Consider the following 23,657-nt stretch of genomic DNA (forward strand, 5'->3'; position numbering starts at 1 on the left):
GTCCTAATCAAAGGCCACTCGTGGCCTTCTTATAACAATGAGATCATCCATGATATTTACTAAACAAGTGCATCTATCTGCGCTCGGCTTTTTCTCTCTTATTGCCGTTCTTACCGTCGTTAGTATTAAACACATGCCAAAAGCTTTTGCTGGTACAGAGTTCATTAATGGTAGTCACTACATCACTCTTGATCACCCAAAAAGCAGCGAACCCGAGGTTAAAATCTTCTATACGACTTTTTGCCGCCCTTGCGCCCTTGTTCACTCGCCAATTCAAATGATGACTAAGCGCGCCAACGCCAAATTTATTGACGTTCCCATGAACATAGGGAGCTTTGGTCGAGATATTCAAGAGTGTGTAATCGCCGCTAAAAATCAGGGATTAGAAGAAAAATTCACGATTGCTCTTCTGGCAAAGATACATATGCAACAAGCAAACAACCCACGAACTCGTGAAGATTTAGCCCTACTTCTTGAACAGACGGGCGGCAATGCTAGCGACTACCGTAAGCGCTGCTCTCAATTAACGGAGCAAGCCGAACAACTCGATCAAATAGCCCATGAATACGACGTCAAACATACGCCAACTATTGTCGTAAACGGAAACAAGCAAGTTAACCTTCAAGCCCTTAATAGCTTTCCTGAACTTGAGTCGCTACTTAACTACCTGTTGGAGGTATAAGTCATGTTTATTGAACAAAAGTTGGCTCAATCAGCATTATTTGGGACGACAGGAGTCACTCGTACTTTAGAGTTTGATTTAGCAAAACTTGTGGAGGAAGTTGGCGAGTTGGCTATAGAAATACAGGTCACTAAAGGTCACTTGCCAAAAGCAAAAGGCGGTGTCGACGGGGTGGTTGGAGAAGCGATTGACGTAATCAACGTCTCACTCGATATCATTTTTCTACAGATGGCAGCCAATGGCATAACGAACTCGCACCAGATAGAAGAAATGATCCAAGCTATTTCGAATAAAAAGCTATCTCGATGGGCTAAGAAAAGCAAAGAAATAGAGGCGATGCAAAATGTTTAAAAGAGCCATGCTCACTGCCGCAATTCTAATGCCTAGCTTATCTCATGCTAATTCATTGAACAGCGAAGATTGGGGGGACATAGGACAAATAGCAATTCCGTTAGTGGCTATTGGCGCCACCATTGGCCATGACGACAAAGAAGGGTTTTGGCAGGCAACTAAAGGCATCGCGATTACTGCGGGAGTCACTCATTTGCTAAAGAACACAACCGGAGTTCTGAGACCTAATGGCTCTAATTATCAATCGTTTCCATCAGGCCACACATCCGCAGCTTTTAGTGGAGCAGCCTTCTTGCATCATCGTTATGGCCTTAAATATGGCATACCAGGTTACCTAGCGGCTTCATACGTTGGTTACTCAAGAGTAAAAAACACGAAGCACTGGGAAACTGACGTTATAGCGGGTGCAGCACTGGCCATTACCGTGAGTTATTTAGTTACGTCTGAATATAAAGATCCAAATTTATCCATCGAACCCGCTCGATTTGGTAACACAGATGCTCAAGGTATCAACTTTTCATATTCACTTTAAAGGTGGCCAATGCGACTTAGGAATCAAACGAAATACAGGTACTGATCTGTCTAAGTTTCACCACATTTTATCAAGATTATTAATTAGGAAAGCGCCATGTTTAAACAAGTTGTAACTATCGTAGCACTATCTATTTCACTTCCAACTCTAGCAGATTGGGTAACCATCACTTCAGTTCAACAGGTAGAGCTAGGTTATAATAGCGCAGGGGATGCAGCGGTCATAGGGGGTGTTGGCACGGCTATATCTGGCGGCGATGCTTGGGAAGTTCTTGGCGGAGTTGTCGGAGGTGCAATCATTGGTGATGTTGTATCAGATTATCGCGATGGTGTAGAAATCCGTATTCGTAACGCCAAAGGACGTTCCTCAACAATTGTTCAAGATGGTCAAATTCGCCAGTTCAAGTTAGGTGATGCAGAGCTGCAAGAAGTTCACTACAACGGCGAAAAGAAACTCAGAGTGGTACCAAACGCCTAGGTATATATTAAACCAGTTGTCGAGTTGATCTTTTCAGTGGTAGCTAGAGATGATGATTCAACGTTTTCTTTCCTAAACACCGATGGCATAGCATTCATTCCCTAGTTTGAATGGACTTTTTATACCATCGGTATTTTAGAATATCTCAATAGAAACTACTCTGACTTCTCGATCAAGCCACTAAACCTTTCAAACAGAAAATCCAGAAACAGCCGGATACGTTTTGGCTGATACTTCTTGCTGATGTACACCACATTCAAATCGGCACTGGACACCGACATCGCGGTATTGAAGTTCTTCATGTAGCCGTTAAGTAACGTCACGAGGCGCTGGTTATTGATATCGTCTTGCACATCCAACACTGATTTAAGCGCAATACCCTCGCCTTTTAATGCCCAGTATCGAATCACTTCGCCATCATCCGAGAACCGCTTAGGTACGACCGTGACAGCCTTCTTCATGTCATGATCTTGGAAGTGCCAAGTTTTGAGTTCTTCATTGCTGCGGAGCATGGCTAAACAGTCATGTTCTGCTAAGTCTTGTGGCTTTAAAGGCGTTCCATGCTTGGCAAGATATTCCGGTGAGGCACACAACACTCGTCGGCTTGGCGATAAGCGTCTGGAGATAAGGCTGCTGTCCACTAAGTCTCCATAGCGGATCACAATGTCCAAACCCGATTCGGCAATATTCGATAAGTGATCGTCCAAATATAAGTAAGGGATAACATCGGGGTATTGCTGACAGAATTCAGACAGTATCGGAAGAATGTACTGCTTACCGATATCCTTCGGCGCCGCTATTTTTAAGGGGCCTTTGACCTCTTTGACACCGTTTTGAATCAGGTTTTCAGCCTCACTTACGTTATCTAATATCTCCAGGCACGCCTTGTGGTACAGCTCCCCCGAATCGGTCAAAGAAACGTGCCTTGTACTTCTGTTTAGTAGCTTCACGCCATATCGTTCTTCCAGCGCCTGAAGCCTTGCTGTCATGGTTGCAGGGGAGAGACCCAGTTCGCGCCCTGCAGCGGCTAAACCTTGATGCTTCACGATGCTTACGAACATCGCCATATCTGAAAACTTATCCATACTCTTCGCGCTTCCGCCCCTTCGTCTTACTGCTCGATCTTAATGCCTAGCCACATTATTCATATTAACCGAATAATGAATTCATATTTTAGTCAATTATCAAATTTAGTCGAACAAATATAATAACAACCATCAGCAGAACAACGCAGGAATTCGGAATATGCAAATTGAGCATTCAAAACAAGAGAAACGTACATTCGTCATCATCGGTGGAACATCAGGCATCGGAAAAGCATTGGCAATGCAATTGAGAAACGAAGACAACACGGTACACATTGCCAGCCGACACACAGGCGTAGATATCACCGATGAAAAGTCGATTTGTGAATACTTCGAATCGATTGGCGTGTTTGACCACTTAATCGTAACGGCTGGCTCATCCGCTCCCGCAGGAAAAGTAACAGACGTAGCAACCGCAGACGCTAAGACAGCCTTTGACACCAAGTTTTGGGGAAGCCTAAACGTTGCGAAACATGCTGCGCGTTACATGACATCAAATGGCTCAATCACTTTCACCACGGGCATGCTGTCACGCAAAGTGGTTGCTGGTACTTACGTAAAAACCGCGATTAATGCCGCACTAGAGAGCGTAACTAAAGTGCTTGCCAAAGAACTGTCACCGATTCGAGTCAACGCAGTGAGCCCCGGCTTAACCATGACAGAAGCGTATAAGAACATGGACGATTCCGCTCGTGTAAACATGTACGACAACGCTAAAAATAACCTACCCGCAGGCAAGGTTGGCGAGCCTTCAGAGATAGCCATGGGTTACCTGTTCGCGATAAATAACCCGTACGTCACAGGGTCAATCATCGATATCGACGGCGGCGCTCTACTCGGCTAACACTCCGCAAAGAAGCAAAGAACAATCGTTAGGGCGTGTATCTAAGCGTCCTAACAAACAAGAATTAACACAGGTACTTCACTATGAAATCAGAAGCGATCCATAAAGAAAAGATCCCATTCCAAGTTTGGATACTGACACTCGCAGCGTTTGCAATCGGCACGGCTGAGTTTGTTATCGCAGGCATCCTTCCACAAATCGCCACATCCCTTTCGATCACCGAAGGTCAAGCTGGCTACCTAATCAGTGCCTACGCGTTGGCTATCGTTATCGGCGGCCCGATCTTAACCATCTACCTTGCTCGCTTTAACAAGAAGATCGTACTGATTGGCTTAATGGCACTGTTCATCATCGGTAACGTGTTGTCAGCCTTAGCGCCGAGCTACCCATTGCTGCTGGCAAGTCGCGTTATCGCAGGCTTAGTTCAAGGTCCTTTTTATGGCATAGGTGCAGTTGTTGCAACCAACTTAGTGTCTGAAAAAATGGCAGGTCGTGCCGTTGGCCAAATGTTCGCAGGCTTAACACTCGCTAACGTTCTTGGCGTTCCAGCTGGTACGTGGGTCAGCTTGCAATTCGGCTGGCATACCACTTTCTTTACCGTGGCAGCACTTGGCACTATCGCGATGCTTGCCATTCTGACTTCGATTAAATCGACTGGTCACAGTGAAGCGAAAGACATCAAAACTCAGCTTCTAGCGTTCAAAAATCCAATGTTACTGATCAGCTTAGCGATCACCGCTTTTGCTTGGTCTGGCTTCATGACGCTTTACGGCTACCTTGCGCCAATCGCCATGCACATCACAGGTTACAGTCAAGAATCCGTAACTTGGATCTTAGTGATAGTGGGTGTTGGCTTAATCATCGGTAACACCTTGGGCGGACGCTCTTCAGATAAAAACCTAGGCAAAGCTTCAATGTTTTGGGCTGTCGCAATGATCGTTTCATTAGTTGTGGTTGGCCTGGTGGTAGACAACAAAATCCTCTTCGTTGCAGCTGCATTTATCTTTGGTATTGCATCATTTGCGAACGTTCCTGCCATGCAACTTCGAGTAATGAACCACGGTGGCGAAGGACAAGAGCTAGCAGCAACTGCGAATATCTCAGCGTTTAACTTGGCTAATGCCTTCGGTGGATTCCTTGGCGGCATGGTACTCGACAGCCAGTTAGGTGCAGGAATGATTCCATTCGCAGCCGTTGTTGTCCCTGTTATTGGTTTACTGCTTATCGCGAAAGCCAACCGAGCTGAAAAACCACAAAGCAACTCGATCTTCAGCCCTGCGGAATCGAAATAGTGACCACCGCACGCTAAATCAATCAACACATGACCGACACAAGGTAGACACCATGAACAAATTATTCGAAACATCAGAACTGAAAGGCCTAGCGCTGCAAAACCGCGTGGTTATGGCACCCATGACTCGCGCTCGCACTAGCCAACCTGGCAATGTGCCAAACGACATGATGGCGACTTATTACCAACAACGAGCAAGTGCAGGGCTAATCATCACTGAAGCCACACAGATTTCAGATGACTCTCAAGGTTACTCATTCACACCCGGCGTTTATACCGATGCACAAATCGAAGGTTGGAAGTCAGTAACCACGGCCGCAAAAGAACAAGGTGCCGCGATATTCTGCCAGCTATGGCACGTGGGTCGAGTATCACACCCTACCTTTCAAAAAGGCGAGTTGCCGATTGCACCTTCAGCATTAGCGCCAATAGAAACTCAGGTTTGGATCTCTGATGAAAATGGTAACGGCAACATGGTGGATTGCATCCAACCAAGAGAGATGAACCAAGCAGACATCGATCGTGTGGTTCAAGATTTTGCGAACTCAGCGAAGAAAGCCGTCGAGGCAGGGTTCAACGGAGTGGAAATCCACGGTGGTAATGGTTACCTCATCGATCAATTCCTAAGAACCAATTCAAATAAGCGCACCGACAACTATGGTGGCAATCGTGAGAACCGACTTCGCTTTCTAATTGAAGTCGTGGATGCGGTAATTGAAGCGATTGGTGCTGACAAAGTAGGCGTACGTTTAGCTCCCTTCATCACCTTCAAAGACATGAACTGCCCAGACATCGTGCCAACGATTCTCGAGGCGTCAAAGAAACTGCAAGCTCGTAATATCGCTTATCTGCACCTATCAGAAGCCGATTGGGATGACGCGCCGGTGATACCTGAGAGCTTCCGTGTGGAGTTAAGAGAATTGTTCTCAAACACCATCATCGTTGCTGGCAGTTACACACCAGAGCGCGCCGAAGAAGTGTTAAGCAAAGGCTACGCCGATCTCGTCGCATTTGGTCGCCCATTCGTTGCTAACCCAGACCTAGTTTCACGCCTACAAAACGGCAGCGAACTATCCGATCTTGATGGCGCGACTCTGTTCGGCGGCAACGAAAAAGGCTATATCGATTACCCAGCGTTGTAGTGAATTTGGAGGAGATGATGGTTTCTAACCACTAAAAACATTTCCGACAGGCAAAAGAAAGGCTCGCATGACTAGTGCGAGCCTTATGCAGTTTAGGGGGTAAACCACAATCTAGTTTAATTTTAAGATTAATTATTTAACTTATGAGCCATTATGCACTTGTGCGCATTGATATTCTATTTTTAAATGATTCACTACAATTAATCAATCGATAAAAGTTAGAGTTTGGTCAATTTAAACCATACAGATTGAAATGATTTAGCGATCTACATCTCGAAAATTATCACAAATCCCATAAAAATCAGATCTATAGGCTTCTCATTTGCCAGTAACCTTCGCCATTGGTCGCGAGTTGACTGTGTAAGTAATCCAGAGTGTCAGCCACGGTTCCAGCAATACCTTGTGGTGGATTGAACAACAGTAAACCACTACCGATTAGGCGATCATCACCTTTAGGATCTCGAAGGCGAAGCTCCGACTTAATTGGGCTTGGCAGCAAACCATCTTTCACTGCGGTCACACAGTGGTTCAGAATCAGTGAGCTCTTGTCGTCCGTGTAAAGCGGATACCAAATAAGGGCTGACACCTTCTCAGATTGCTGATACGCCTTAACCAAGGCATCAATCACCGCGAGATATTCAGAATCGGTTTCGTAAGGCGGGTCAATAACAATCAGATGGTGGCTGTCGTGTTTAGCTACATCATCAGGTAACGCTTTAAGCCCATCACCGGCGCTAATCGTAAGCTTGCTCGAAACATTTAGGTTACATTGTAACTTATCGATATTGGTTTGTAGTAAATCAGCTTCGTCTTGCTGAATGTCTGAAAAATAGAAGCTATCTTGGCTGCGACCTTGTTGGTAAGTGATGGCGGCAGAACCCGGATACAAAGAGATAAGTTGATTCGGATTGTAGTATTCAAGAACCGACATAAAAGAAGTGAACGCCGGAGGAAGATAAGCCTTATTGCGCCACAAGTACCCGACCCCTTCGGCAAACTCACCTGCGTGATTGCTTGGTGCGGTGGTGAGGTCATAACACCCTGTACCTGAGTGCGTGTCGATAACATTGAGGCGCGAATGCTTCTGCATTAATGACTGAACCAGTGCACTCAATACTGGATGCTTCAGTGCATCACCATGGTCGCCTACATGACATTGATGTCGATATTCCATTCCCTTGCCTCATTTCTACTAACGTCATCTAAACATACTTCATATCATGAGGGCTTGCCTGCTCAATCCATCGTTTTTTGAAACAGGCTCTCTTTTGGCTAACCATTTGACTCTTATATAAAAATAAAGCCCCTGAACTTACTTAGGGGGTTAAGTGAGTTCAAGGGCTTTTATTATTGATTTCGGTTAATAGCGTAAGTAAATCGGCCTACCGTGCATAAGCTAGCTTAGATTGACTAAGGGTACTCACCCTCAACTTCTACCGGCGCTTTCACTTGGTAGTGACAAGGTTGTAAGCCAAGTAGCTTAGGCAGTGTGATACCTACAGAAACAGAAGACCACGTACCGCTGACAATGCCGACAACCAATGCAATCGCAAAACCTTGCAACGCAGAGCCACCAAGTAACCAAAGCGCCGATACAGTGATTAGAGTCGTTCCTGAGGTCACCATGGTGCGTGAGAAGGTCGCTTTAACCGATTCGTTAAGCAGGTTATCAGTATCACCGTTTGGATTGCCGCGCAGCATTTCGCGTACACGGTCGGCGATGATGATCGAGTCATTCAATGAGTAACCGAGAATCGCTAGCACGGCCGCCAATACCGTCAAGTTGAACTCAAACTGAGTAAAAGCGAACAAGCCCAAGATGAGCGTCACGTCATAGATGATCGCTGCGAGTGCGCCCAGTGCCAAACGCCACTCAAATCGTACACTCAGATACAGCATGATCATCAAGAAACACACCAATACCGCCAAGCCACCTTGGTCAACCATGTCTTGACCTACTTGAGGGCCAACCACACTGCTGTTGAGCACTTTTACTTGGTCGCTGACCGTCGTCAAAGCATCCACTAAATTCGGTTGTGGAGCGTCGGTCAGCTGACTGTAACGAATCGTCCAACGATCCTGCTCTGCCATACCAACCACTTGCACGTCTTGTTGGAAAGCTGTATCGAGTTTTGTTTTTAACGCGTCTTTAGTTACCTGATCGGAGAGCTGAACTTCGGCAACCACACCGCCTGTAAAGTCCAAACCCCAGTTAAAGCCTTTCACTGCCACCAGCATCACAGAGCTCATGAACAACACAATAGAGATCATAGACATCACCTTACGAAGGCAAGTCATATTGCTGTTTGTAATATAGCGGTCTGAAATATTGCTGTTTGAATTAATCATTTTTGAAGTACTCATGCTTAAATCCTTACATCGTGGCGTTGGTCACGCCCCCAAACCAAATTGATGATTGCTCGTGAAGCAAAAATGCCCGTAAACATACTGGTTAGAAGTCCCAAGCCCAGTGTCAGAGCGAAGCCCTGAATCGGTCCATTACCAATGGTATACAGAGCCACAGCAACAATCATGGTGGTGACGTTAGCATCAAAAATAGACGAGAATGCGCTATCGAAACCACGATCGATAGAGCTAGCAAAGCTGCGTCCTTCTTTCATCTTGTCTCTAATGCGCTCGAAGATAAGCACGTTGGTGTCCACCGCCATACCGACCGTCAGAACTAAACCTGCAATACCCGGCAGAGTTAATACCGCACCCGGTAGTAACGCAATCAAACCAAACAATGTGGTCATGTTCACAACCAATGCACAGTTCGCGACCCAACCTAAGCGGCGATACCATAGCGCCATAAACGTCAGAGTAAGACCAAGGCCAAGCGCCAGAGCAGCAAAGCCGTTGGTTACGTTTTCTGCACCCAGAGACGGGCCAATGGTACGTTCTTCAATGATGGTCACTGGCGCAGTCAATGACCCCGCACGCAGCAGTAACGCAAGCTCTTGCGCGTCAGCCAAGCTGCCAGCGCCAGTGATTCTGAAACGGCTACCCAGTTGAGATTGAATGTTTGCCACACTAATCACTTCGCTGTCTTGCTTGCTGTTACCCGCTCTATCACGGCTGTATTCGCTGTACACGGTTGCCATTGGCTTACCGATGTTATGACGTGAGAACTCAGACATCTTCTTACCACCAGAAGAATCTAGGGTAATGTTTACTTCTGCGCTGCCCATCTCACCAATACCGCTGCGAGCATCGATAATGTGTTCACCACTCAACACGGCTTTGCGAGCAACAACGACACGGTTGCCATCTGAATCTTTCAGTGTTTGAGTATTGCGAGTTGCATTGTCGTACACCGAATAGAACGCCAATGAAGCCGTAGCACCAATCACGTCTTTCGCCGCTGCAGGATCTTGTACACCTGGCAATTCAATACGAATACGGCTTTCACCTTGGCGTTGAATCGATGCTTCTGTGATGCCTAATTCTTCAATACGGCTGCGCATGATTTGCAGGTTTTGTTGAACTGTTAGGTTGCGTAGCGTTCTTTGTTCTTCTTCAGACTGAGTTAACGTTAGCGACTTGTCTGAGCGGTTACGTAGCCATTGTGGGAACTCTTGACGAATCAGCTTCTGTGCTTTTTCAAAATCGGCGTCGGTACGGAAATCAAACTGAACTTGGTTGTTGACCACTTTACCGCGGGCATAACGCACTTCGCTGGTGACCTCGTCGACCATCGCTTGAGCTTGCGCGTGATAAACCGGCGCCATATCCACCTCTAACAAGAACTGCACACCACCACGTAAATCAAGGCCTAACTGAATCGGCGCAAAGCCCATGTCAGTCAACCATTTTGGTGCTGCTGGCTCCATCGCTAAGGCAACAGTCGCGTTATCCAATAGATGTTCATTCAGCACCTCTTTGGCTTTCGCTTGTTGTTCAGCGTCTTCTAAGATCACCACTAAGCGTTTGTCTTTTTGAAAGGCTGATTTGGCTTGAATACCCTCGCTAGCAAGGTATTGAGTAATTTGAGTGGCGTCGATTGTCTGTTCAGAACGATTGCTGATTTGAACCGATGCATTCTCACCAAACCAAGAAGGTAGAGCACTCAGAATCATGATGATAATGGTGGCAATAAGCACCACGTATTTCCACTTTGAGTAGTGGTTAATTTGTTTTCTTGGAATGCGTTTTTTCACAGTCAAGATCTCTTCTTTTTACCAATCATCGTAAACACGTGCTCAAAAATAGCGCCGGAAAAAAGCAGTGGCCGAGCATTTTAACCCGCTAGGGTGACCTGTTATTTACTACGATTGGTACAACTAATGTTTTGCGAACACGAGCGATGACTAGCCACAACCAGAACCAATTGATTGAGTAGTAATGCTAAAAATGGTGTGTCGCTATATTTGATTAATTGGTAAGTTCAACGGGCACAAAGTGACCACCGATACGACCAATTTAGGGTCAAACGATTAGCTAAGAAGTTCTCGGAAATGCGAGTATTGGATATTGCCCTCTTTCCACCCCGAAAGCCGGGAGGACGGAGAACTCACAATGCTGGTCCAGTGCTGCTTGGAATCCAACAACGGCGTGTTGAAGAGCAGAGAAGCCAATATTGAAGGAGGAGAGAAATCGATCAATAGATGATAAGCAGGCTCAAGATCGGCCACGCTTTCTTGCTCGTTGCTGAGCATACGTCTAAAAGTTACCGCTTGGAGACTCGATTCAGTGTCGTGATAGTTGGAACTATCACCTAAAGACACAGTGTCAAACTGAACCTGATCGCATTCCATGTAGCTCGACGGATTATCCGCAGTAGCTTGTTTACACTGTTTTTTCGCGGAAGATTGTTCATTCTGCGAAGACTGCTCTTGAGCGGAGTGGATTTGGAATGGCTTAGAAGGGAACGAATAGCCGTTAGAATTCACTAAGCCAAAGCTCAGTAAAAACAACATTAAGACTAATCGGGTACCCAGTTTAAGCAATCTAATATCCAAACAACATTCTCATAGATCGCCAATCTACAATACAAATGAAACGCTGTCTTGATTTAAAACATTTTTTTAGAAAATGATTCGATGCAACCGATTAAGCGCTCTCGCAATTTAGATTTACATAGATCTAAAAGTACTTAACAACAGGTAATGTATAGGTGTTACGAATGGTGGAAACAAGAAAGCCAAGCGGTGCTCGCTTGGCTTTGGGTTAAGTGTTTCTGTTCGCTTTAGGCTTTAGGCTTTAGGGCGCATGATGTTCTTAACCTTGCGGCTATTTTCACCAAAGATGCGTTGGACAAGTTGATTCATGTCTTCACGAGAAATCGAGTTAACCGTCGCTTTCACGTTAAACAAGGCTTCTACACCATAGTCGTGCAAAAGATAACGAGACACGAACCATGCTTGGTCAACAACGATAGTATCTAAAGGCGTAAAGTCCGCTTCTAATTGCTTGCCTGCCACTCTAACTTCGTCTTGTGAGACACCCTTCAAAAGATCTGCAACCACTTTATCAATCGCCACTTCTATCTGATCAGCATTTTTAGGGTCGATCATCGCACCAATAAACCAGTCATGACTTGTTTCACCATCTTGGGATGCATAGTAAGCATAAGGTGAGTAATCTAGGCTTAAATCTTCACGTATGTACGCGTCTAAGCGAGTAGCAAGCACGCGTTGTAGCATGTCTTCCATAAAGACATCTTTCGCCGTTTGTCCTCTTACCATTCCAGTATGGGCTGAAGGCTCAGCAATGACTCTTAGCATGTACTCAGTACTGTTAGTAGTATTGACCGCCAAATCAATGCGCGCTTTAGATGGGTGCTTGTACGCGACGTTAAAGTCAGGCACATCCGCTTTTTCCAACGGAATAGAAGCCAAATATTGACGAACCAGAGGTTTCAGCTCACTTGGATCAATGTCGCCCACAATAACCAACTGATTATCTCGAAATTGACCAAACAACTGTTGATGGACGCTCTTTATCTCTTCAACAGAAACCGTTTCCACACTTTTACTATCGAGCAACACATGATCACTGTCCGCTTGATAGGTATTCTGGTTCATTGCATATGCGAACTGACCAGTCGGGCTTGCTAAGTAAGAATCTCGATTTTGAATGAACTCTTGCTTAACTGCCTCAAGTTGCTCTGGCGATACTTTGACTGATGTCACGATCGCATTGAGTGCGGCAAAAGTTTCCGCTAAGCCACTATTGTTGAGCTTAAACTCGACGCCATGGCGAGTAGAATCGATAAACGGATAAACCTGAATATCTTCACGATCAAGATGCGCATCGAGCTCTGTGCCAGTAAAACTGCCAACACCACTTCTACCTACAGCAGCAAGAGCCAATTCTGTCGCTGGGTATAAGCTAGGATCAAGTGCAGCCTTGCCGCCTAAACTCGTGTAATAAATACCTATGTCACCGCCTGCAAGAGAATCACGCAAATACCACATATCGATACCATTGCTAAGCGTCCATTTTTGAACATATGGGTCTACATACATCTGTTCAACTAACTCAATGTCGCCTTGCGAACTCGGTACAGCAAAAACACTGCTGGTCACCGAAAACAACGGTTTGGCACCCTTTTCGCTATAAGTTGCTTTTAAGCTCTCGATGGCTTGGGTAATCGCAACTTTATCTTCACTTTCATTCATACCAACCACTACGAAATAGTCGCTAGAAAGCAAAGCCTTAATATTGGCATTAATCACATCAAGATCGAGGTTTGCGACAAACTCTTCAAGGCTCGCTTCATAGTCTCGTTGTGATTGCACGACCTGTTCGTTCACTAAAGCCATCGCTTTCTGGTTAGCGTGCTGTACGCTGTCCATGTTGTCCCAGTCAATTTCTACATTATCGAGCAAATCTTGGTAATAGTGCTGCTCGCTGATGATCTCATTTTCAGAGACACCATAATCACGCAGAGATGCCAATGTCGCGATAAGCTCTTGTTGAGTCACCTCACGCGCGCCCACAGGGTAACCAACGCTGATCGATGAATAACGCTGATATTCCATAGAGTAATGTTCAGCCACCACCCATTGAGTCGCTAAGGCCGCATCATTGAACTTGGTATTGAGTCGCTGCCTGATCAGTTGCTGCGCGGTCTCATCTAGCCAAAGCTGATGTTGTTGTTCGCGAGTCTCTATCTCGCTTGAACCTCGGTTTATCATCAAAGAAATACTTGGGGTTTCCCCTTCTGCATACTCGATATAATCACCGTCATTGAAGCTTGTGATTCTTTGTTTTTCTGGCTTTGGAGTTTTACCATGCTGCCAATCTGAAAACTTCTCTTCAATGAGTGGGATAGCGATTTTTGTGTCGATATCACCCGAGACAATCACTTCAACGATCTGAGGTTGATACCACGTCTGATAAAAGCTATTTAGCCCTTGAGAAGTCACGTTGAGCACAGATTCTTTAGTACCAAGGGCATCTTGACCTTCATACTTGCCACCCTCAATGAAGTGGTCAAAGAATTGTTCTGCAAATGGTTTGTCGTCTAAACGTGCATAACGAAACTCACCAAGAATCACGCCTTTTTCTTTTTCAACTTCTGAACTTGATAGGTCCAGACCATCACCTATGTCTCGCATCCACGTCAGGGCAGACTGTAATTGGACATTATCAGGTAAATCTAATTGGTACACAGTTTCTTGGTAAGAGGTATAGGCGTTGATATCAGCACCAAAGCTAGCGCCTGCATCTTCGAATAGACGTATCACATCATTTTGAGAGAAATTCTTACTGCCATTGAATGCCATGTGCTCCAAAAAGTGCGCATAACCTTCTTGTTGGTCAGTTTCTTGGAACGAACCCGCGTGCACGACTAAACGTACAGAGACAGACTCTTCATGATCTGGATAAACATGATAGGTAAGGCCATTTTCTAGCTGACCCGAAGTCCATGCCGGATCCGGTTGGATTAAGGTTTCGGTGATATTTGATGTTGAACTACAGCCAACTAAGATAAGGCATACTGCCGCCGCTAAATAATATGTTTTCATAACAACCTCTTAATGTCATTCATCGACAATATACAGATTGAGCTAACGATTATTATTTAATATTTAACCCGATGAATATCTTTGTGATCTAGATCTTCATTTTATAAATCACCGTGCGTTATGTAAGATGTAAGTTACGAGCATTTAAAAGACTAGCCCCAACCTAACTAAAAAAGCCAAGTGACTTAGCATTTGGCTTAGATTCGACATCTTATATTCAGGGTTGAAAGCGACGTTTCTGAAAAGTCACTTTACTCAATAAGTTTAACTTTGTGGCCTTAACAAATTCTTCAGTTGATAGCTGTTATCACCAAAAATTTCTTTGGCATACTCAGTCATGTCTTTACTAGAAATGGAATCTGCCGTTCCCTGAAAGTCAAACAGGGCCTCAACACCATAGTCATGAATTAAGTAACGTGAAATAAACCAGGCTTGTTGAGTGGGCTTATATTGAAGTGGCGTAAGGTCGGCCACTAACTGCTTAGCTGCCGTTCGAGTCTCATCTTCAGAGATGCCTTTAACGGCTTCAACAATAACCTTATCAATCGCCTGTTCAATATATTCTGAGTTCTCAGGTGCAACTGAAGAGCCAACCAACCAGTCGTAACTAGGCTCACTGTCTTGAGCGACCGAATACACGAAAGGCGCATAGTCTAAGCCTAACTCTTCACGAACGTAAGCCGTTAGGCGGCTGGACAATACACGTTGCAGCATATCGTCCATGAACACATCCTTTGCTGTTTTCTCCCGAGCTTGCTGAGAAATAATACGTAATAAATACTGACTGCTGTCTTCATTATTGATGGATAGTTCGATTCGTTCTTTCGAATCAGAGCTATAGGCAACTTGATAATCAGGAGACGCAACCGCTTCTAATGGCAATGAAGCAACATATTGACGTACAAGAGGCTTAATTTCAGCTGGGTTAATATCAGCAACAATAACCAACGTATTGTCTCTTAGCTTTTGAAAAAGTTGATGCTGCACGTCTAATATATCTTGCGACGTGACAGCCTTAATGTCGTCACTTTCAAGCATCATGTGACGGCTGCTTGTTTGATAGCTATTGCGATTAACCATCTGAATAAACTGACCAACTGGAGTTTCTAAATATGCTGTACGATCTTGAGCAAATTCAGATTTCACAGCCTCAAGCTGTTCACTGTCTATTTTAGGTTCGGTTACAATGGTGTGCAGCGCAGCCAAACTTTCTGCAAGCGTCTTTTTCTTGGCGCTTATTTCTAAGCCGTGATGAGTAAAGTTGATGAAGGGATAGATTTCAATGTCTTCGCGTCTCAAGTGAGCGGTTAACTCCGAACCACTAAATTTGCCAACACCACTACGAATCGAAGCGGGCAGGGCAATCTCTACAGCAGGAAACAGCGCAGGATCCAACGCCGCTTTTCCCCCCTCACTTGCATAGTAAACCCCAACACTATTACCAGCCTCAGAGTTACGGAGATACAAAACTTCAATGCCGTTGCTTAGTGTCCATTGCTGTAAGTTAGGCTCCTCTCTCACCTGAACTTGTTTCACAATTTCGCCTTGAGACGCTGGTACACTAAACGCCGAGCTTGCAGTAACGAGCAATGGTCTGTTACCTGTCTTTTTATAGGCTTTTCTGACACCTTTTAGTTCGTTATTCATTACCTGCAAGTCTTCTTTAGAAGATAAACCTAACCCCAAAATATAAGGGCTAGAAAGCAAGTCATCTAAGTTATCATTCACGGCCTCAAGATCCGTATTCGCAAGAAACGCTTTCAAGCTCGACTTATAATCGAGCTGTGATTGAACGGGTTGGTTAATTACCAATGCCGTCGATTTACCGTCAGCATGAGCTACTGCGTCCATTTTCTCCCAGTTAGCTTGAATGTCATCAAGGTTCGCTTGGTATTGTTGTAACACACTCATCAACTCATATTCGCTTACCCCATAATCACGTAAAGAGGCGAGAGTAGAAACAAACTGCTGCTGACTTTGCTCTCGGCTATCAACAGGAAAACCGACGGTAGTAATGGAATACCTTTGGTACTCTAATAAGTAAGGAGTTGAAGCAACCCATTGCACTGGCAATGCAGCGTCAACAAAATCTGAATTCAACCTTTGTTGGATAAGTTGTTGAGCAATATCATCTAACCAAAGCTGATGTTGTTGCTCATGGCTCTGTGTCACTCTTTCCCCACGATCAATCACTATCCCGATACTCGGTGGCTCGACCCCAGATCCATACGCCACAAAATCTTGAGTATTGTAATCCGCTGACGTGTTCTTTACGGGAACCGGTGTTGTGCCTCTTTGCCAGCCAGAGAAACTTTCTTCAATCAAAGGGATCACTTCTGCCAAAGTAATATCGCCAGAGACAATCACTTCGGTTAACTGAGGTTGATACCAGGTTTGGTAAAAGTTCTTTAATTCTTGAACATTCACATTAGAAACGGATTCTTTATTGCCAATGGGATCATTACTTTGGTAAGTCGTCCCTTCAACCAGATGATCGTAAAACTTAAATGAGAGAGGCTTATCTTCAACTCGTGTGTGTCGAAATTCCCCTAATATCACACCTTTCTCTTTTTCGATCTCAGATTCGGACAGCAATAAACCATCGCCAATATCTCTGAACCAAGCCAACGCTTTGTCTAGATTCTTATTGTCGGGTAGATCTAACTTATAGAGAGTTTCTTGGTAAGAGGTGTAAGCATTTAAGTCAGCACCAAAGCTGGCACCAGATTGCTCAAATAGCTCTACCACATCATTTCCTGAAAAGTTCTTGCTGCCATTAAACGCCATGTGTTCAACAAAATGGGCGTACCCTTTCTGTTGTCCGCTCTCTTGCAAAGAGCCGGCATGCACAAGTAAGCGTACCGATACCGGTTGTTCTTGGTCAGGATACACGTGGTAAGTTAATCCGTTATCTAACTCTCCAGTGACCCAATATGGATCGGATTTCAATAACGTTTGTTGCTGAGGAGTAGAGCTGCAACCTAGCAATACGGAGCTCAATACGACGACTAAATAGTATGCTTTCATAACGATCTCTTTGAAGGGCTTTCCTCCAATATATCCGATCGCCAAAGTGTAATAGTTCGCCATTAAATCAAACGACTAAAATTTTAGAGTCACTCGATATAAGTATGAAAGTGTTAAATTTATAAATTACATGAATTAATTGTAGAACCGATATGTTGCGTCTTATATTTGTTCTCTACATCCCTTTAAACAGGGATTGCGAAGCACGGCTGATCGGCAGCTTCTCACCCAACACATAAGCAGACATCTGGCCTGAGAGCCCTTTCTTCACCTTATCAATAGCGGAGACTTTCACCACTACCGAGCGATGGATCTGCCAAAACTCATCAGGATTGAGCTGGGCGATCAACTCTTTTAACGACACGCGAAGAATAAACTCCTCTAGCGAACCTCCTTGACCCTTCTTAAATATAGACACGTACTTGTCTTCTGCTTTGAAGTAAGCAACATCATCGACGGCGATTAAGTGAATGTCTTCCCCGACACTGGCTTTAAGCCACGTGAGATACTTCTTCTGCTGTTGATAAAGGGGCTGCGATTGATAAGGAGGTTGAGTTTGCTGTGGGTTTGACTGTGATAACTGTTGAAGCTGGTTCATTAGCGCCGCAATATCGGGCTGTTCCGGAGTGCTACCTGATTGCGTTTGGTTGCTCGACAAGCGCGCTTGCACCTTCTGACAGGTGGCAAATAAGCGTTCTTCATTGATCGGTTTAAGCAGGTAATCCATCGCATTGTGTTCAAAGGCTTTGACCGCATATTCGTCATAAGCGGTAATGAACACTATCAATGGCGGCGAGTCGAGCTTGGTCAGTTGTTTAGCGAGTGAGATACCATCCAGCTCTGGCATACGAATATCGAGAAAAGCCACATCGGGCTTAAACTGCTGAATACTCTGCATCGCCTCCAAACCATTTGTTGCCTTACCGACGATCTCGAGCTCAGGCCAAACTTCAGCAAGACTCTTGTCTAGGTGGTGCCTTAACAGTGCTTCATCGTCTGCGATAATCGCCGTTACGATCGGCTGTAATGCTGAGTTGTTCATGGTTAGTCCTTTAAATTCACACTGTAAATCGTCTGTTTATAATCACTGCTATTAGAGTTTCGGCTCATCGCTCTCGGATCTTGTTTCGCTGATAAGCGGTAACAAGATCGTCGAGACTACCCCACCTTCAGCGTGTTCAGTAATCGTTAGGCTCGCCTTATCACCATAAAGGGTTTCGATTCTTTGACGAATGTTGCTCAACCCAACACCGTGACCCGTATTCGCAGAAGGCGTTTTCAACCCAGCGCCATTATCAGCCACTTCAATTTTTAGCTGCTGTGCTTGTTGAGCTATGCGGATATTCACTCGGCCACCCGCTGCTTTGGGTTCGATACCGTGCGTGAGTGCATTCTCGACCAATGGTTGAATCAAGAACGGGGGAATCACCTGCAAATCGCCAATCTCGTGTGTTTCAATCGAGAACGTCAAACGCTCACCTAATCGTATCTTCTGAATATTCAGATAAGCGTCTAGCAAATCGACCTCTTGTGCGATGGTTGATTGCTCAGTGCGGCTGTTTTTCAAAGTCACACGCAATAAGTCAGTGAGTTTTTCGAGCATCAACTTGGCTTTCGCGCTGTCACTCTCAATCAACACATTGATGGTCGCAAGTGTGTTGAACAAGAAGTGCGGTTCAATTTGGCTTTGCAGTTGCTTAAGCTGACTCATTACCACGACTTTATCTTGGTCAGCTTGGCGGCGTTTGGCGATTTCCAACTCATTTTCAGCTCTGAGTTGCTCACCTTTGGTGTAGAAATAATAATAACAAACCGAACAAAAAATCACGCCCAACAGCATCACGGATTTAAGATCTGAAAAGCTATCGCCAAAGGAGTGGTTTAACCAATAATGTGCGTTTAACGTACCCACTGTCATCGCAACCACCATTGAGATGCCCACTTCAAGCACTCTAGATTGAGTTTTAAACAACTTAACCAAAATGAAAGAAGAGCCCACCGCGCTATAACCAAAGCCAAAACTTATCGCGAGGTTAACAATAAAATCGCTCCCTCTTACAATTTGGGTAATAGCTGCAATCAAAAAGCAAAAGATGCTCGTCAGAGTAAGGCTTTTCAGCCACGAGTATTCACTATCGGAAGAAGTGTTCATTAAAATCGTCCCTTAAGATTTATAAGAATCATATGACTATCGGGTAAGTTGGCGTAAGCAGAATCACTTTTACCGCCTAGAAAGCGTGCAGCAAGTTCCAAATCCAACGATGAGTCACCGTTATCTAAAGCTCGATAATTGATCCATTGCGTTGCAATAAGACCACCGTCTTGGGGAGACAACATGACATCGAATGTCGGCGTGATATTTTCAAGCCAACCATTTGTTGAATCCAAAGACCAGTGAAACATGATGTTATGTTGGACCAAATTGGCATGTTGAAAACCTTGAGCGTAAGAACCAGCCAATGACGCAGTCATCGAATTGACCGACAAAGACTCTGCACTTTCTATTGCGCTTTGCCACTCAGAATGACTCCAAGCTCGGCTATCAAACCAGTATTCCAGAACCACATTATGCCCTGTGTCATTGGCCCATGTTAGTCCGGCTAGCGCTTGATAAGCCTCTCCCTGCTCTTCAAGATAAACCGGTTTAAGCATTGAGCTAGGCTGACTGTAGCCTAAGCTTTGTCGCTGATAGACTGCCGAGCCATGAAATTCCCACGCGAGATTCAATACCGAGACTAAACTCGCTCCAAGCAAGCCATGGCGCACATCGTCGTAGTAAGCGACCCATTGATACTCGTGATCGCCCACTAAGTTGTAACGACGCAAGCCAACGCCTTGTTGCTGATTCTGTTTTTCGAAATCATTCACGTCTTGGGAAGTCCACGAAGAATCGCTATAAAGCAGCGTCCATTCGCCCGTCATATCAAATAGGGAAACCGAAGCCACGCCTGCGCCCTCTTCAGCCACAATACCTACTGGGTTTTGGCGGTAAGGCTTAATGATATCTAGCGGTCGATAGCCATAACCCACGCCCCAATCTAGGCGAACCTTTCCGAGCGTAATATCAAGATAGTGGTCACCTAACACAGAGTTCGACAACTCGACGCCACCTTGCCAGAACAACTCACGTACGATGAACTCTGATTCGAAGCTCGCCGCTTGAGCTTCAGAAGTATTATTCAATATGTCGTTGCCTTTGACGGCCAACAAACCAAGCCAATCACCATAGCCGACTTCAAGATCCAACAAGCCATTTAAAGACTGACGATTATCAGATGGTAAGGGGCTGAATGGCGACTCTCTCGATTCAACGGCTTCTGCACTGAGTTGCCAGTCCCAGGCCAAGCTCAACTCATCCGCCTTGCTTGCGTTGTTCATAAAGCACAAAGCAAGCAAGACGGTGACTGAAGAGCTTAGGTGGTGTTTGCAATGAGAGGCTTTCATAACGCTCACCTACAATCCAGACACACTGTTACGCGACAGATAAGCGGGGTTGTAATACTTATCCGCTAAGGTTTGCTCGCTGATTTCACTGTATTCAATCACGGTCTTTTTGCTCGGTTGAATCTTATCGAGCAAGGTCATCGACACAACGCTTGGTAAACCATCACGCACACCTTCGGTAAACCACGCTTGCTTCGCCAGTTTTCCTGAACGCAGATACAAATCGGCTTTGATAGGAAACGCGCGATCTGACGTTAACCACAGATCAATCGATTGATAACTTGCCCCTTTGGTTTTCGCCGTTAGTTTAAGATGATGAGAACTTTGTTGCTCGCCAGATGGCATCTCAATATCTTGCTGAGTCACCCACTCACCTTGGTAATCTTCGCTCCAAGTTAGGGTCGAAATATCGCCAACCGAGGCTTCACCCAATAGTTTTTGCATAGGTGTAATACGAATTGGTCTACGTGATTTCGGCATTAACAACCAATAGTTGTCTTCAATCATCAACATCTTTTGTCCCGCTTCCACGGCCGATTTGAAAACCACTAACGACTCTCGATTCGGCCTTGTGTAAACATTGTATTCGCGGGTTTTATCAAGCTGATCGTTTTGGTACAGCGTCACCAAGGAAACCACCTTAGACGCTTTATCGTTGTCCAAACGATAGCTATCAGCTTTGGCAATCATCTCTGTGACTTGTTGCGAATCGACCGCCCAGCTTTGCGAAGATATTAAGACCAAAGCCAAAACCGGAACTAATGATTTGATTGAACGAGTGAATTTATACATAAACCAGCGCCTCCGTAATGGGTTTATTCACGCCTTTGCGAGCAGAGAAATAGGCAGCAAGCAAACAGATGGTCAGTACGCCTAATGTCGCGTAACCAACGAGCTCGAATGAGAAATAAATGTTGAGTGGGTAGCCTTCGGTTCTGCCGGGAGGTGGTGGCATTTGTATATCAACCACCAGCAGTAGCAACGACACCAAGCCACTTACTAGCGCGCCAATCACGCTACCAATCAGTGCTAGTAACCCCGCCTCTTTTAAGAAGCCTGCGACGATTTCAGAAGGATAACTGCCGAGTGCTGACAAGGTGCCAATCTCACGAGTGCGTTCCGTCACCGACATAGTCATCGTGTTAAACAGCGATACAAACACCACTAACGCCATCACTGCGCCCATGATGCCGAAGATCCGGTCATAAAGATCTTTAACCTTGGTATAGAAAAACGCGCGATCTTGCCATGGGGTGATCTCGATCTCTGTGCCTTGATCGCTGTGGCTAGCGTTATTTCGATCTAAAGCTGTTTGGATACGCTGTTGAACCGTCGAGGTCTTATTTGTTTCAAATAGGAACACCGATAAGGTGCTGACTTTATCTGAAGCCAAAAGCTCTTGAGCTGTTGTGATGTGGACATACAGCTGACGCTTATCTAGCTCAGGAACCCCTGTCGAGTAGATGCCCTGCACCTTAAAATCAAAGGCATTCAAAGCACCATCACTGGTGGTCGCGAGCAATGTTACCCAATCTCCAACGGCCACTTTGAGGTTACGAGCAAGATCGGTTCCCAGCATCACTTGTGGCTCTTGGCTGTCGTATCTTGGAGACTTCACATCCGAGAGCGTTTGCCCGCTGCGCACATCAAGAAACGGGCCTTTCATATCGAACTCACGCTCATTCACGCCCGTTCCCATAAAAATAGTCGACTTGCTGCCATTGGAAACCAAGCCACTAAAATAGACTCTCGGTTGCACACCACGCACGTCACTGTCGCCAATAATGCGCTTTGTTAGTGTTTGCACGTTATCCAGACCATTGCTCAGCGGCATGTCTTCATCTTGTTCAAAATAACCCGGCGAGCTCAATGTAAGGTGTCCAGTATCGCGCGCCGTCGCTTCTCTCAACGACTCATAGGTATACAACCCATATCCACCAGCGCTGGTTAGTGCAAAAACGGCAATCGCGATAATCAATACCGAAAGCATACTGCGTCGGCCATTTCTCAATAGGTTAAGCCATGCCAAACGCACTGAAGTCGGCATCAATAGTGTGCTGAGTTTTTGTGTTAGCTTGCCCATGAGATCGCCTCCGTTGATGTGGCTTGTGGAGCCAGTTGTCCATCAATTAACTCTATGATTCTGTCGCAACGCTTTGCCATTCTTGGGTCGTGAGTCGCGACAATAAAAGTCGTGCCCATTTCGTGGCCGAGCTCTTTCATAATGTCGATCACAAGGTTGGCAGTGTGGCTGTCTAGGCTCGCGGTCGGCTCATCAGCAATCACCAAGCTTGGGTTATGGATCAATGCTCTGGCTATCGCAACACGCTGTTGCTGGCCACCTGAAAGGTTGTCCGGTCGGTGATGAACGTAATCTCCTAGCCCAACACGCTCTAACATGTCCTGCGCTCTGCTCTGTTGTTCTTGCTTAGAGCATTGGTTCAACATCAATGGATACGCGACGTTCTCAAGTGCTGTCATTACAGGAACCAGATTAAAGCGCTGAAACACAAAACCCAGCGACTGACGACGAAAACGCGCAGCGGCGATTTGCTCGGTCGGGTAAGCTTGACTATCAATACTGATTTGGCCTCGATAGTCCATATCCAACAAACCAAGGATATTCAAAAGCGTGCTTTTTCCAGAACCCGATGGGCCACACAAGGCGACCATTTCACCACGTTGGATGTGTCCGTCGACTCCATCTAATGCATCAACACGTTGACCGCCAATCACATACGATTTGCCGATACCGTTAAATTCAATCATTCCATTTCCCTCTGATTACCAATTCATTCTTAAGCGT

The 23,657-nt window shown here is 45.4% G+C and carries 20 protein-coding genes; 7 read left to right on the forward strand and 13 right to left on the reverse strand.

Going from position 1 to position 23,657, the window contains the following annotated elements:
* Positions 1-49 precede the first annotated feature (49 nt).
* From BCU75_RS10485 to BCU75_RS10500, 4 genes are all read left to right on the forward strand, one after another.
* Positions 50-682, forward strand: coding sequence for a disulfide bond formation protein DsbA (locus tag BCU75_RS10485; RefSeq protein WP_102473792.1), 633 nt, complete (start codon positions 50-52; stop codon positions 680-682).
* Positions 683-685: 3 nt separating this feature from the next.
* Positions 686-1,033, forward strand: coding sequence for a hypothetical protein (locus BCU75_RS10490; protein ID WP_102473793.1), 348 nt, complete (start codon positions 686-688; stop codon positions 1,031-1,033).
* Complete coding sequence (locus BCU75_RS10495) at positions 1,026-1,565, forward strand: phosphatase PAP2 family protein (RefSeq protein ID WP_102473794.1); 540 nt, start codon at positions 1,026-1,028, stop codon at positions 1,563-1,565. Before BCU75_RS10490 ends, BCU75_RS10495 begins: the two co-directional genes overlap by 8 nt.
* Before the next feature lie 96 nt (positions 1,566-1,661).
* Positions 1,662-2,042 carry a hypothetical protein gene (locus BCU75_RS10500; RefSeq protein WP_102473795.1) on the forward strand — a complete coding sequence of 127 codons (381 nt, stop codon included), beginning with the start codon at positions 1,662-1,664 and terminating at the stop codon, positions 2,040-2,042.
* Between the two features lie 155 nt (positions 2,043-2,197).
* On the opposite strand, the gene BCU75_RS10505 is transcribed toward BCU75_RS10500, so the two are convergent.
* On the reverse strand, positions 2,198-3,127 hold the full coding sequence (locus BCU75_RS10505) for a LysR family transcriptional regulator (protein ID WP_076674641.1): 930 nt from the start codon (positions 3,125-3,127) through the stop codon (positions 2,198-2,200).
* 160 nt (positions 3,128-3,287) lie between these two features.
* Between BCU75_RS10505 and BCU75_RS10510 the strand changes: the two genes are divergently transcribed.
* From BCU75_RS10510 to BCU75_RS10520, 3 genes are all read left to right on the forward strand, one after another.
* Positions 3,288-3,971: an SDR family oxidoreductase gene (locus BCU75_RS10510; RefSeq protein ID WP_102473796.1), complete on the forward strand. Its 684-nt coding sequence runs from the start codon at positions 3,288-3,290 to the stop codon at positions 3,969-3,971.
* Between the two features lie 83 nt (positions 3,972-4,054).
* Entirely contained in the window at positions 4,055-5,263 is a 1,209-nt protein-coding gene (locus tag BCU75_RS10515) for an MFS transporter (RefSeq protein ID WP_102473797.1), read from the forward strand.
* Between the two features lie 52 nt (positions 5,264-5,315).
* A complete protein-coding gene (locus tag BCU75_RS10520; protein WP_102473798.1) occupies positions 5,316-6,404 on the forward strand; it encodes an alkene reductase in 1,089 nt (362 codons plus the stop codon).
* A gap of 307 nt (positions 6,405-6,711) precedes the next feature.
* On the opposite strand, the gene rlmJ is transcribed toward BCU75_RS10520, so the two are convergent.
* The 12 genes from rlmJ to BCU75_RS10580 all read right to left on the reverse strand — a co-directional run bounded on the left by rlmJ (position 6,712) and on the right by BCU75_RS10580 (position 23,620).
* Positions 6,712-7,578, reverse strand: coding sequence for a 23S rRNA (adenine(2030)-N(6))-methyltransferase RlmJ (rlmJ, locus tag BCU75_RS10525; protein ID WP_102473799.1), 867 nt, complete (start codon positions 7,576-7,578; stop codon positions 6,712-6,714).
* A 236-nt stretch (positions 7,579-7,814) separates the two neighbouring features.
* The gene (secF, locus tag BCU75_RS10530; RefSeq protein ID WP_102473800.1) at positions 7,815-8,768 is read right to left on the reverse strand and encodes a protein translocase subunit SecF; all 954 of its coding nucleotides are present in this window, start codon (positions 8,766-8,768) and stop codon (positions 7,815-7,817) included.
* Between the two features lie 2 nt (positions 8,769-8,770).
* The gene (gene secD / locus BCU75_RS10535) at positions 8,771-10,570 is read right to left on the reverse strand and encodes a protein translocase subunit SecD (protein WP_102473801.1); all 1,800 of its coding nucleotides are present in this window, start codon (positions 10,568-10,570) and stop codon (positions 8,771-8,773) included.
* 270 nt (positions 10,571-10,840) lie between these two features.
* The gene (locus tag BCU75_RS10540) at positions 10,841-11,323 is read right to left on the reverse strand and encodes a hypothetical protein (RefSeq protein ID WP_102473946.1); all 483 of its coding nucleotides are present in this window, start codon (positions 11,321-11,323) and stop codon (positions 10,841-10,843) included.
* Between the two features lie 276 nt (positions 11,324-11,599).
* Positions 11,600-14,380 carry a M16 family metallopeptidase gene (locus BCU75_RS10545; RefSeq protein WP_102473802.1) on the reverse strand — a complete coding sequence of 927 codons (2,781 nt, stop codon included), beginning with the start codon at positions 14,378-14,380 and terminating at the stop codon, positions 11,600-11,602.
* A 264-nt stretch (positions 14,381-14,644) separates the two neighbouring features.
* On the reverse strand, positions 14,645-17,407 hold the full coding sequence (locus BCU75_RS10550) for a M16 family metallopeptidase (protein WP_102473803.1): 2,763 nt from the start codon (positions 17,405-17,407) through the stop codon (positions 14,645-14,647).
* A 175-nt stretch (positions 17,408-17,582) separates the two neighbouring features.
* A complete protein-coding gene (locus tag BCU75_RS10555) occupies positions 17,583-18,449 on the reverse strand; it encodes a LytR/AlgR family response regulator transcription factor (RefSeq protein ID WP_102473804.1) in 867 nt (288 codons plus the stop codon).
* 51 nt (positions 18,450-18,500) lie between these two features.
* Positions 18,501-19,559 carry a sensor histidine kinase gene (locus BCU75_RS10560; protein WP_102473805.1) on the reverse strand — a complete coding sequence of 353 codons (1,059 nt, stop codon included), beginning with the start codon at positions 19,557-19,559 and terminating at the stop codon, positions 18,501-18,503.
* Complete coding sequence (locus BCU75_RS10565; RefSeq protein WP_102473806.1) at positions 19,559-20,851, reverse strand: hypothetical protein; 1,293 nt, start codon at positions 20,849-20,851, stop codon at positions 19,559-19,561. The genes BCU75_RS10560 and BCU75_RS10565 overlap by 1 nt, the downstream gene beginning before the upstream one ends.
* A 9-nt stretch (positions 20,852-20,860) precedes the next feature.
* Positions 20,861-21,643 (reverse strand): outer membrane lipoprotein-sorting protein, encoded by a 783-nt coding sequence (locus BCU75_RS10570; RefSeq protein ID WP_102473807.1) that lies wholly within the window; start codon positions 21,641-21,643, stop codon positions 20,861-20,863.
* Positions 21,636-22,934, reverse strand: a complete 1,299-nt coding sequence (locus BCU75_RS10575) for an ABC transporter permease (RefSeq protein ID WP_102473808.1) — start codon at positions 22,932-22,934, stop codon at positions 21,636-21,638. Before BCU75_RS10575 ends, BCU75_RS10570 begins: the two co-directional genes overlap by 8 nt.
* On the reverse strand, positions 22,922-23,620 hold the full coding sequence (locus BCU75_RS10580) for an ABC transporter ATP-binding protein (protein WP_102473809.1): 699 nt from the start codon (positions 23,618-23,620) through the stop codon (positions 22,922-22,924). The genes BCU75_RS10575 and BCU75_RS10580 overlap by 13 nt, the downstream gene beginning before the upstream one ends.
* Between the last annotated feature and the right edge of the window lie 37 nt (positions 23,621-23,657).

The organism is Vibrio splendidus, from assembly GCF_002873455.1.
In the GTDB taxonomy this organism is placed as follows: Bacteria; Pseudomonadota; Gammaproteobacteria; order Enterobacterales; family Vibrionaceae; genus Vibrio; species Vibrio splendidus_J.

Coding starts and splice junctions, on each gene's coding strand:
- BCU75_RS10485 (WP_102473792.1), top strand. CDS start 50: ATGATATTTACTAAACAAGTGCATCTATCTGCGCTCGGCTTTTTCTCT.
- BCU75_RS10490 (WP_102473793.1), top strand. CDS start 686: ATGTTTATTGAACAAAAGTTGGCTCAATCAGCATTATTTGGGACGACA.
- BCU75_RS10495 (WP_102473794.1), top strand. CDS start 1,026: ATGTTTAAAAGAGCCATGCTCACTGCCGCAATTCTAATGCCTAGCTTA.
- BCU75_RS10500 (WP_102473795.1), top strand. CDS start 1,662: ATGTTTAAACAAGTTGTAACTATCGTAGCACTATCTATTTCACTTCCA.
- BCU75_RS10505 (WP_076674641.1), bottom strand. CDS start 3,127: ATGGATAAGTTTTCAGATATGGCGATGTTCGTAAGCATCGTGAAGCAT.
- BCU75_RS10510 (WP_102473796.1), top strand. CDS start 3,288: ATGCAAATTGAGCATTCAAAACAAGAGAAACGTACATTCGTCATCATC.
- BCU75_RS10515 (WP_102473797.1), top strand. CDS start 4,055: ATGAAATCAGAAGCGATCCATAAAGAAAAGATCCCATTCCAAGTTTGG.
- BCU75_RS10520 (WP_102473798.1), top strand. CDS start 5,316: ATGAACAAATTATTCGAAACATCAGAACTGAAAGGCCTAGCGCTGCAA.
- rlmJ (WP_102473799.1), bottom strand. CDS start 7,578: ATGGAATATCGACATCAATGTCATGTAGGCGACCATGGTGATGCACTG.
- secF (WP_102473800.1), bottom strand. CDS start 8,768: ATGAGTACTTCAAAAATGATTAATTCAAACAGCAATATTTCAGACCGC.
- BCU75_RS10540 (WP_102473946.1), bottom strand. CDS start 11,323: ATGTTGTTTTTACTGAGCTTTGGCTTAGTGAATTCTAACGGCTATTCG.
- BCU75_RS10545 (WP_102473802.1), bottom strand. CDS start 14,380: ATGAAAACATATTATTTAGCGGCGGCAGTATGCCTTATCTTAGTTGGC.
- BCU75_RS10550 (WP_102473803.1), bottom strand. CDS start 17,407: ATGAAAGCATACTATTTAGTCGTCGTATTGAGCTCCGTATTGCTAGGT.
- BCU75_RS10555 (WP_102473804.1), bottom strand. CDS start 18,449: ATGAACAACTCAGCATTACAGCCGATCGTAACGGCGATTATCGCAGAC.
- BCU75_RS10560 (WP_102473805.1), bottom strand. CDS start 19,559: ATGAACACTTCTTCCGATAGTGAATACTCGTGGCTGAAAAGCCTTACT.
- BCU75_RS10565 (WP_102473806.1), bottom strand. CDS start 20,851: ATGAAAGCCTCTCATTGCAAACACCACCTAAGCTCTTCAGTCACCGTC.
- BCU75_RS10570 (WP_102473807.1), bottom strand. CDS start 21,643: ATGTATAAATTCACTCGTTCAATCAAATCATTAGTTCCGGTTTTGGCT.
- BCU75_RS10575 (WP_102473808.1), bottom strand. CDS start 22,934: ATGGGCAAGCTAACACAAAAACTCAGCACACTATTGATGCCGACTTCA.
- BCU75_RS10580 (WP_102473809.1), bottom strand. CDS start 23,620: ATGATTGAATTTAACGGTATCGGCAAATCGTATGTGATTGGCGGTCAA.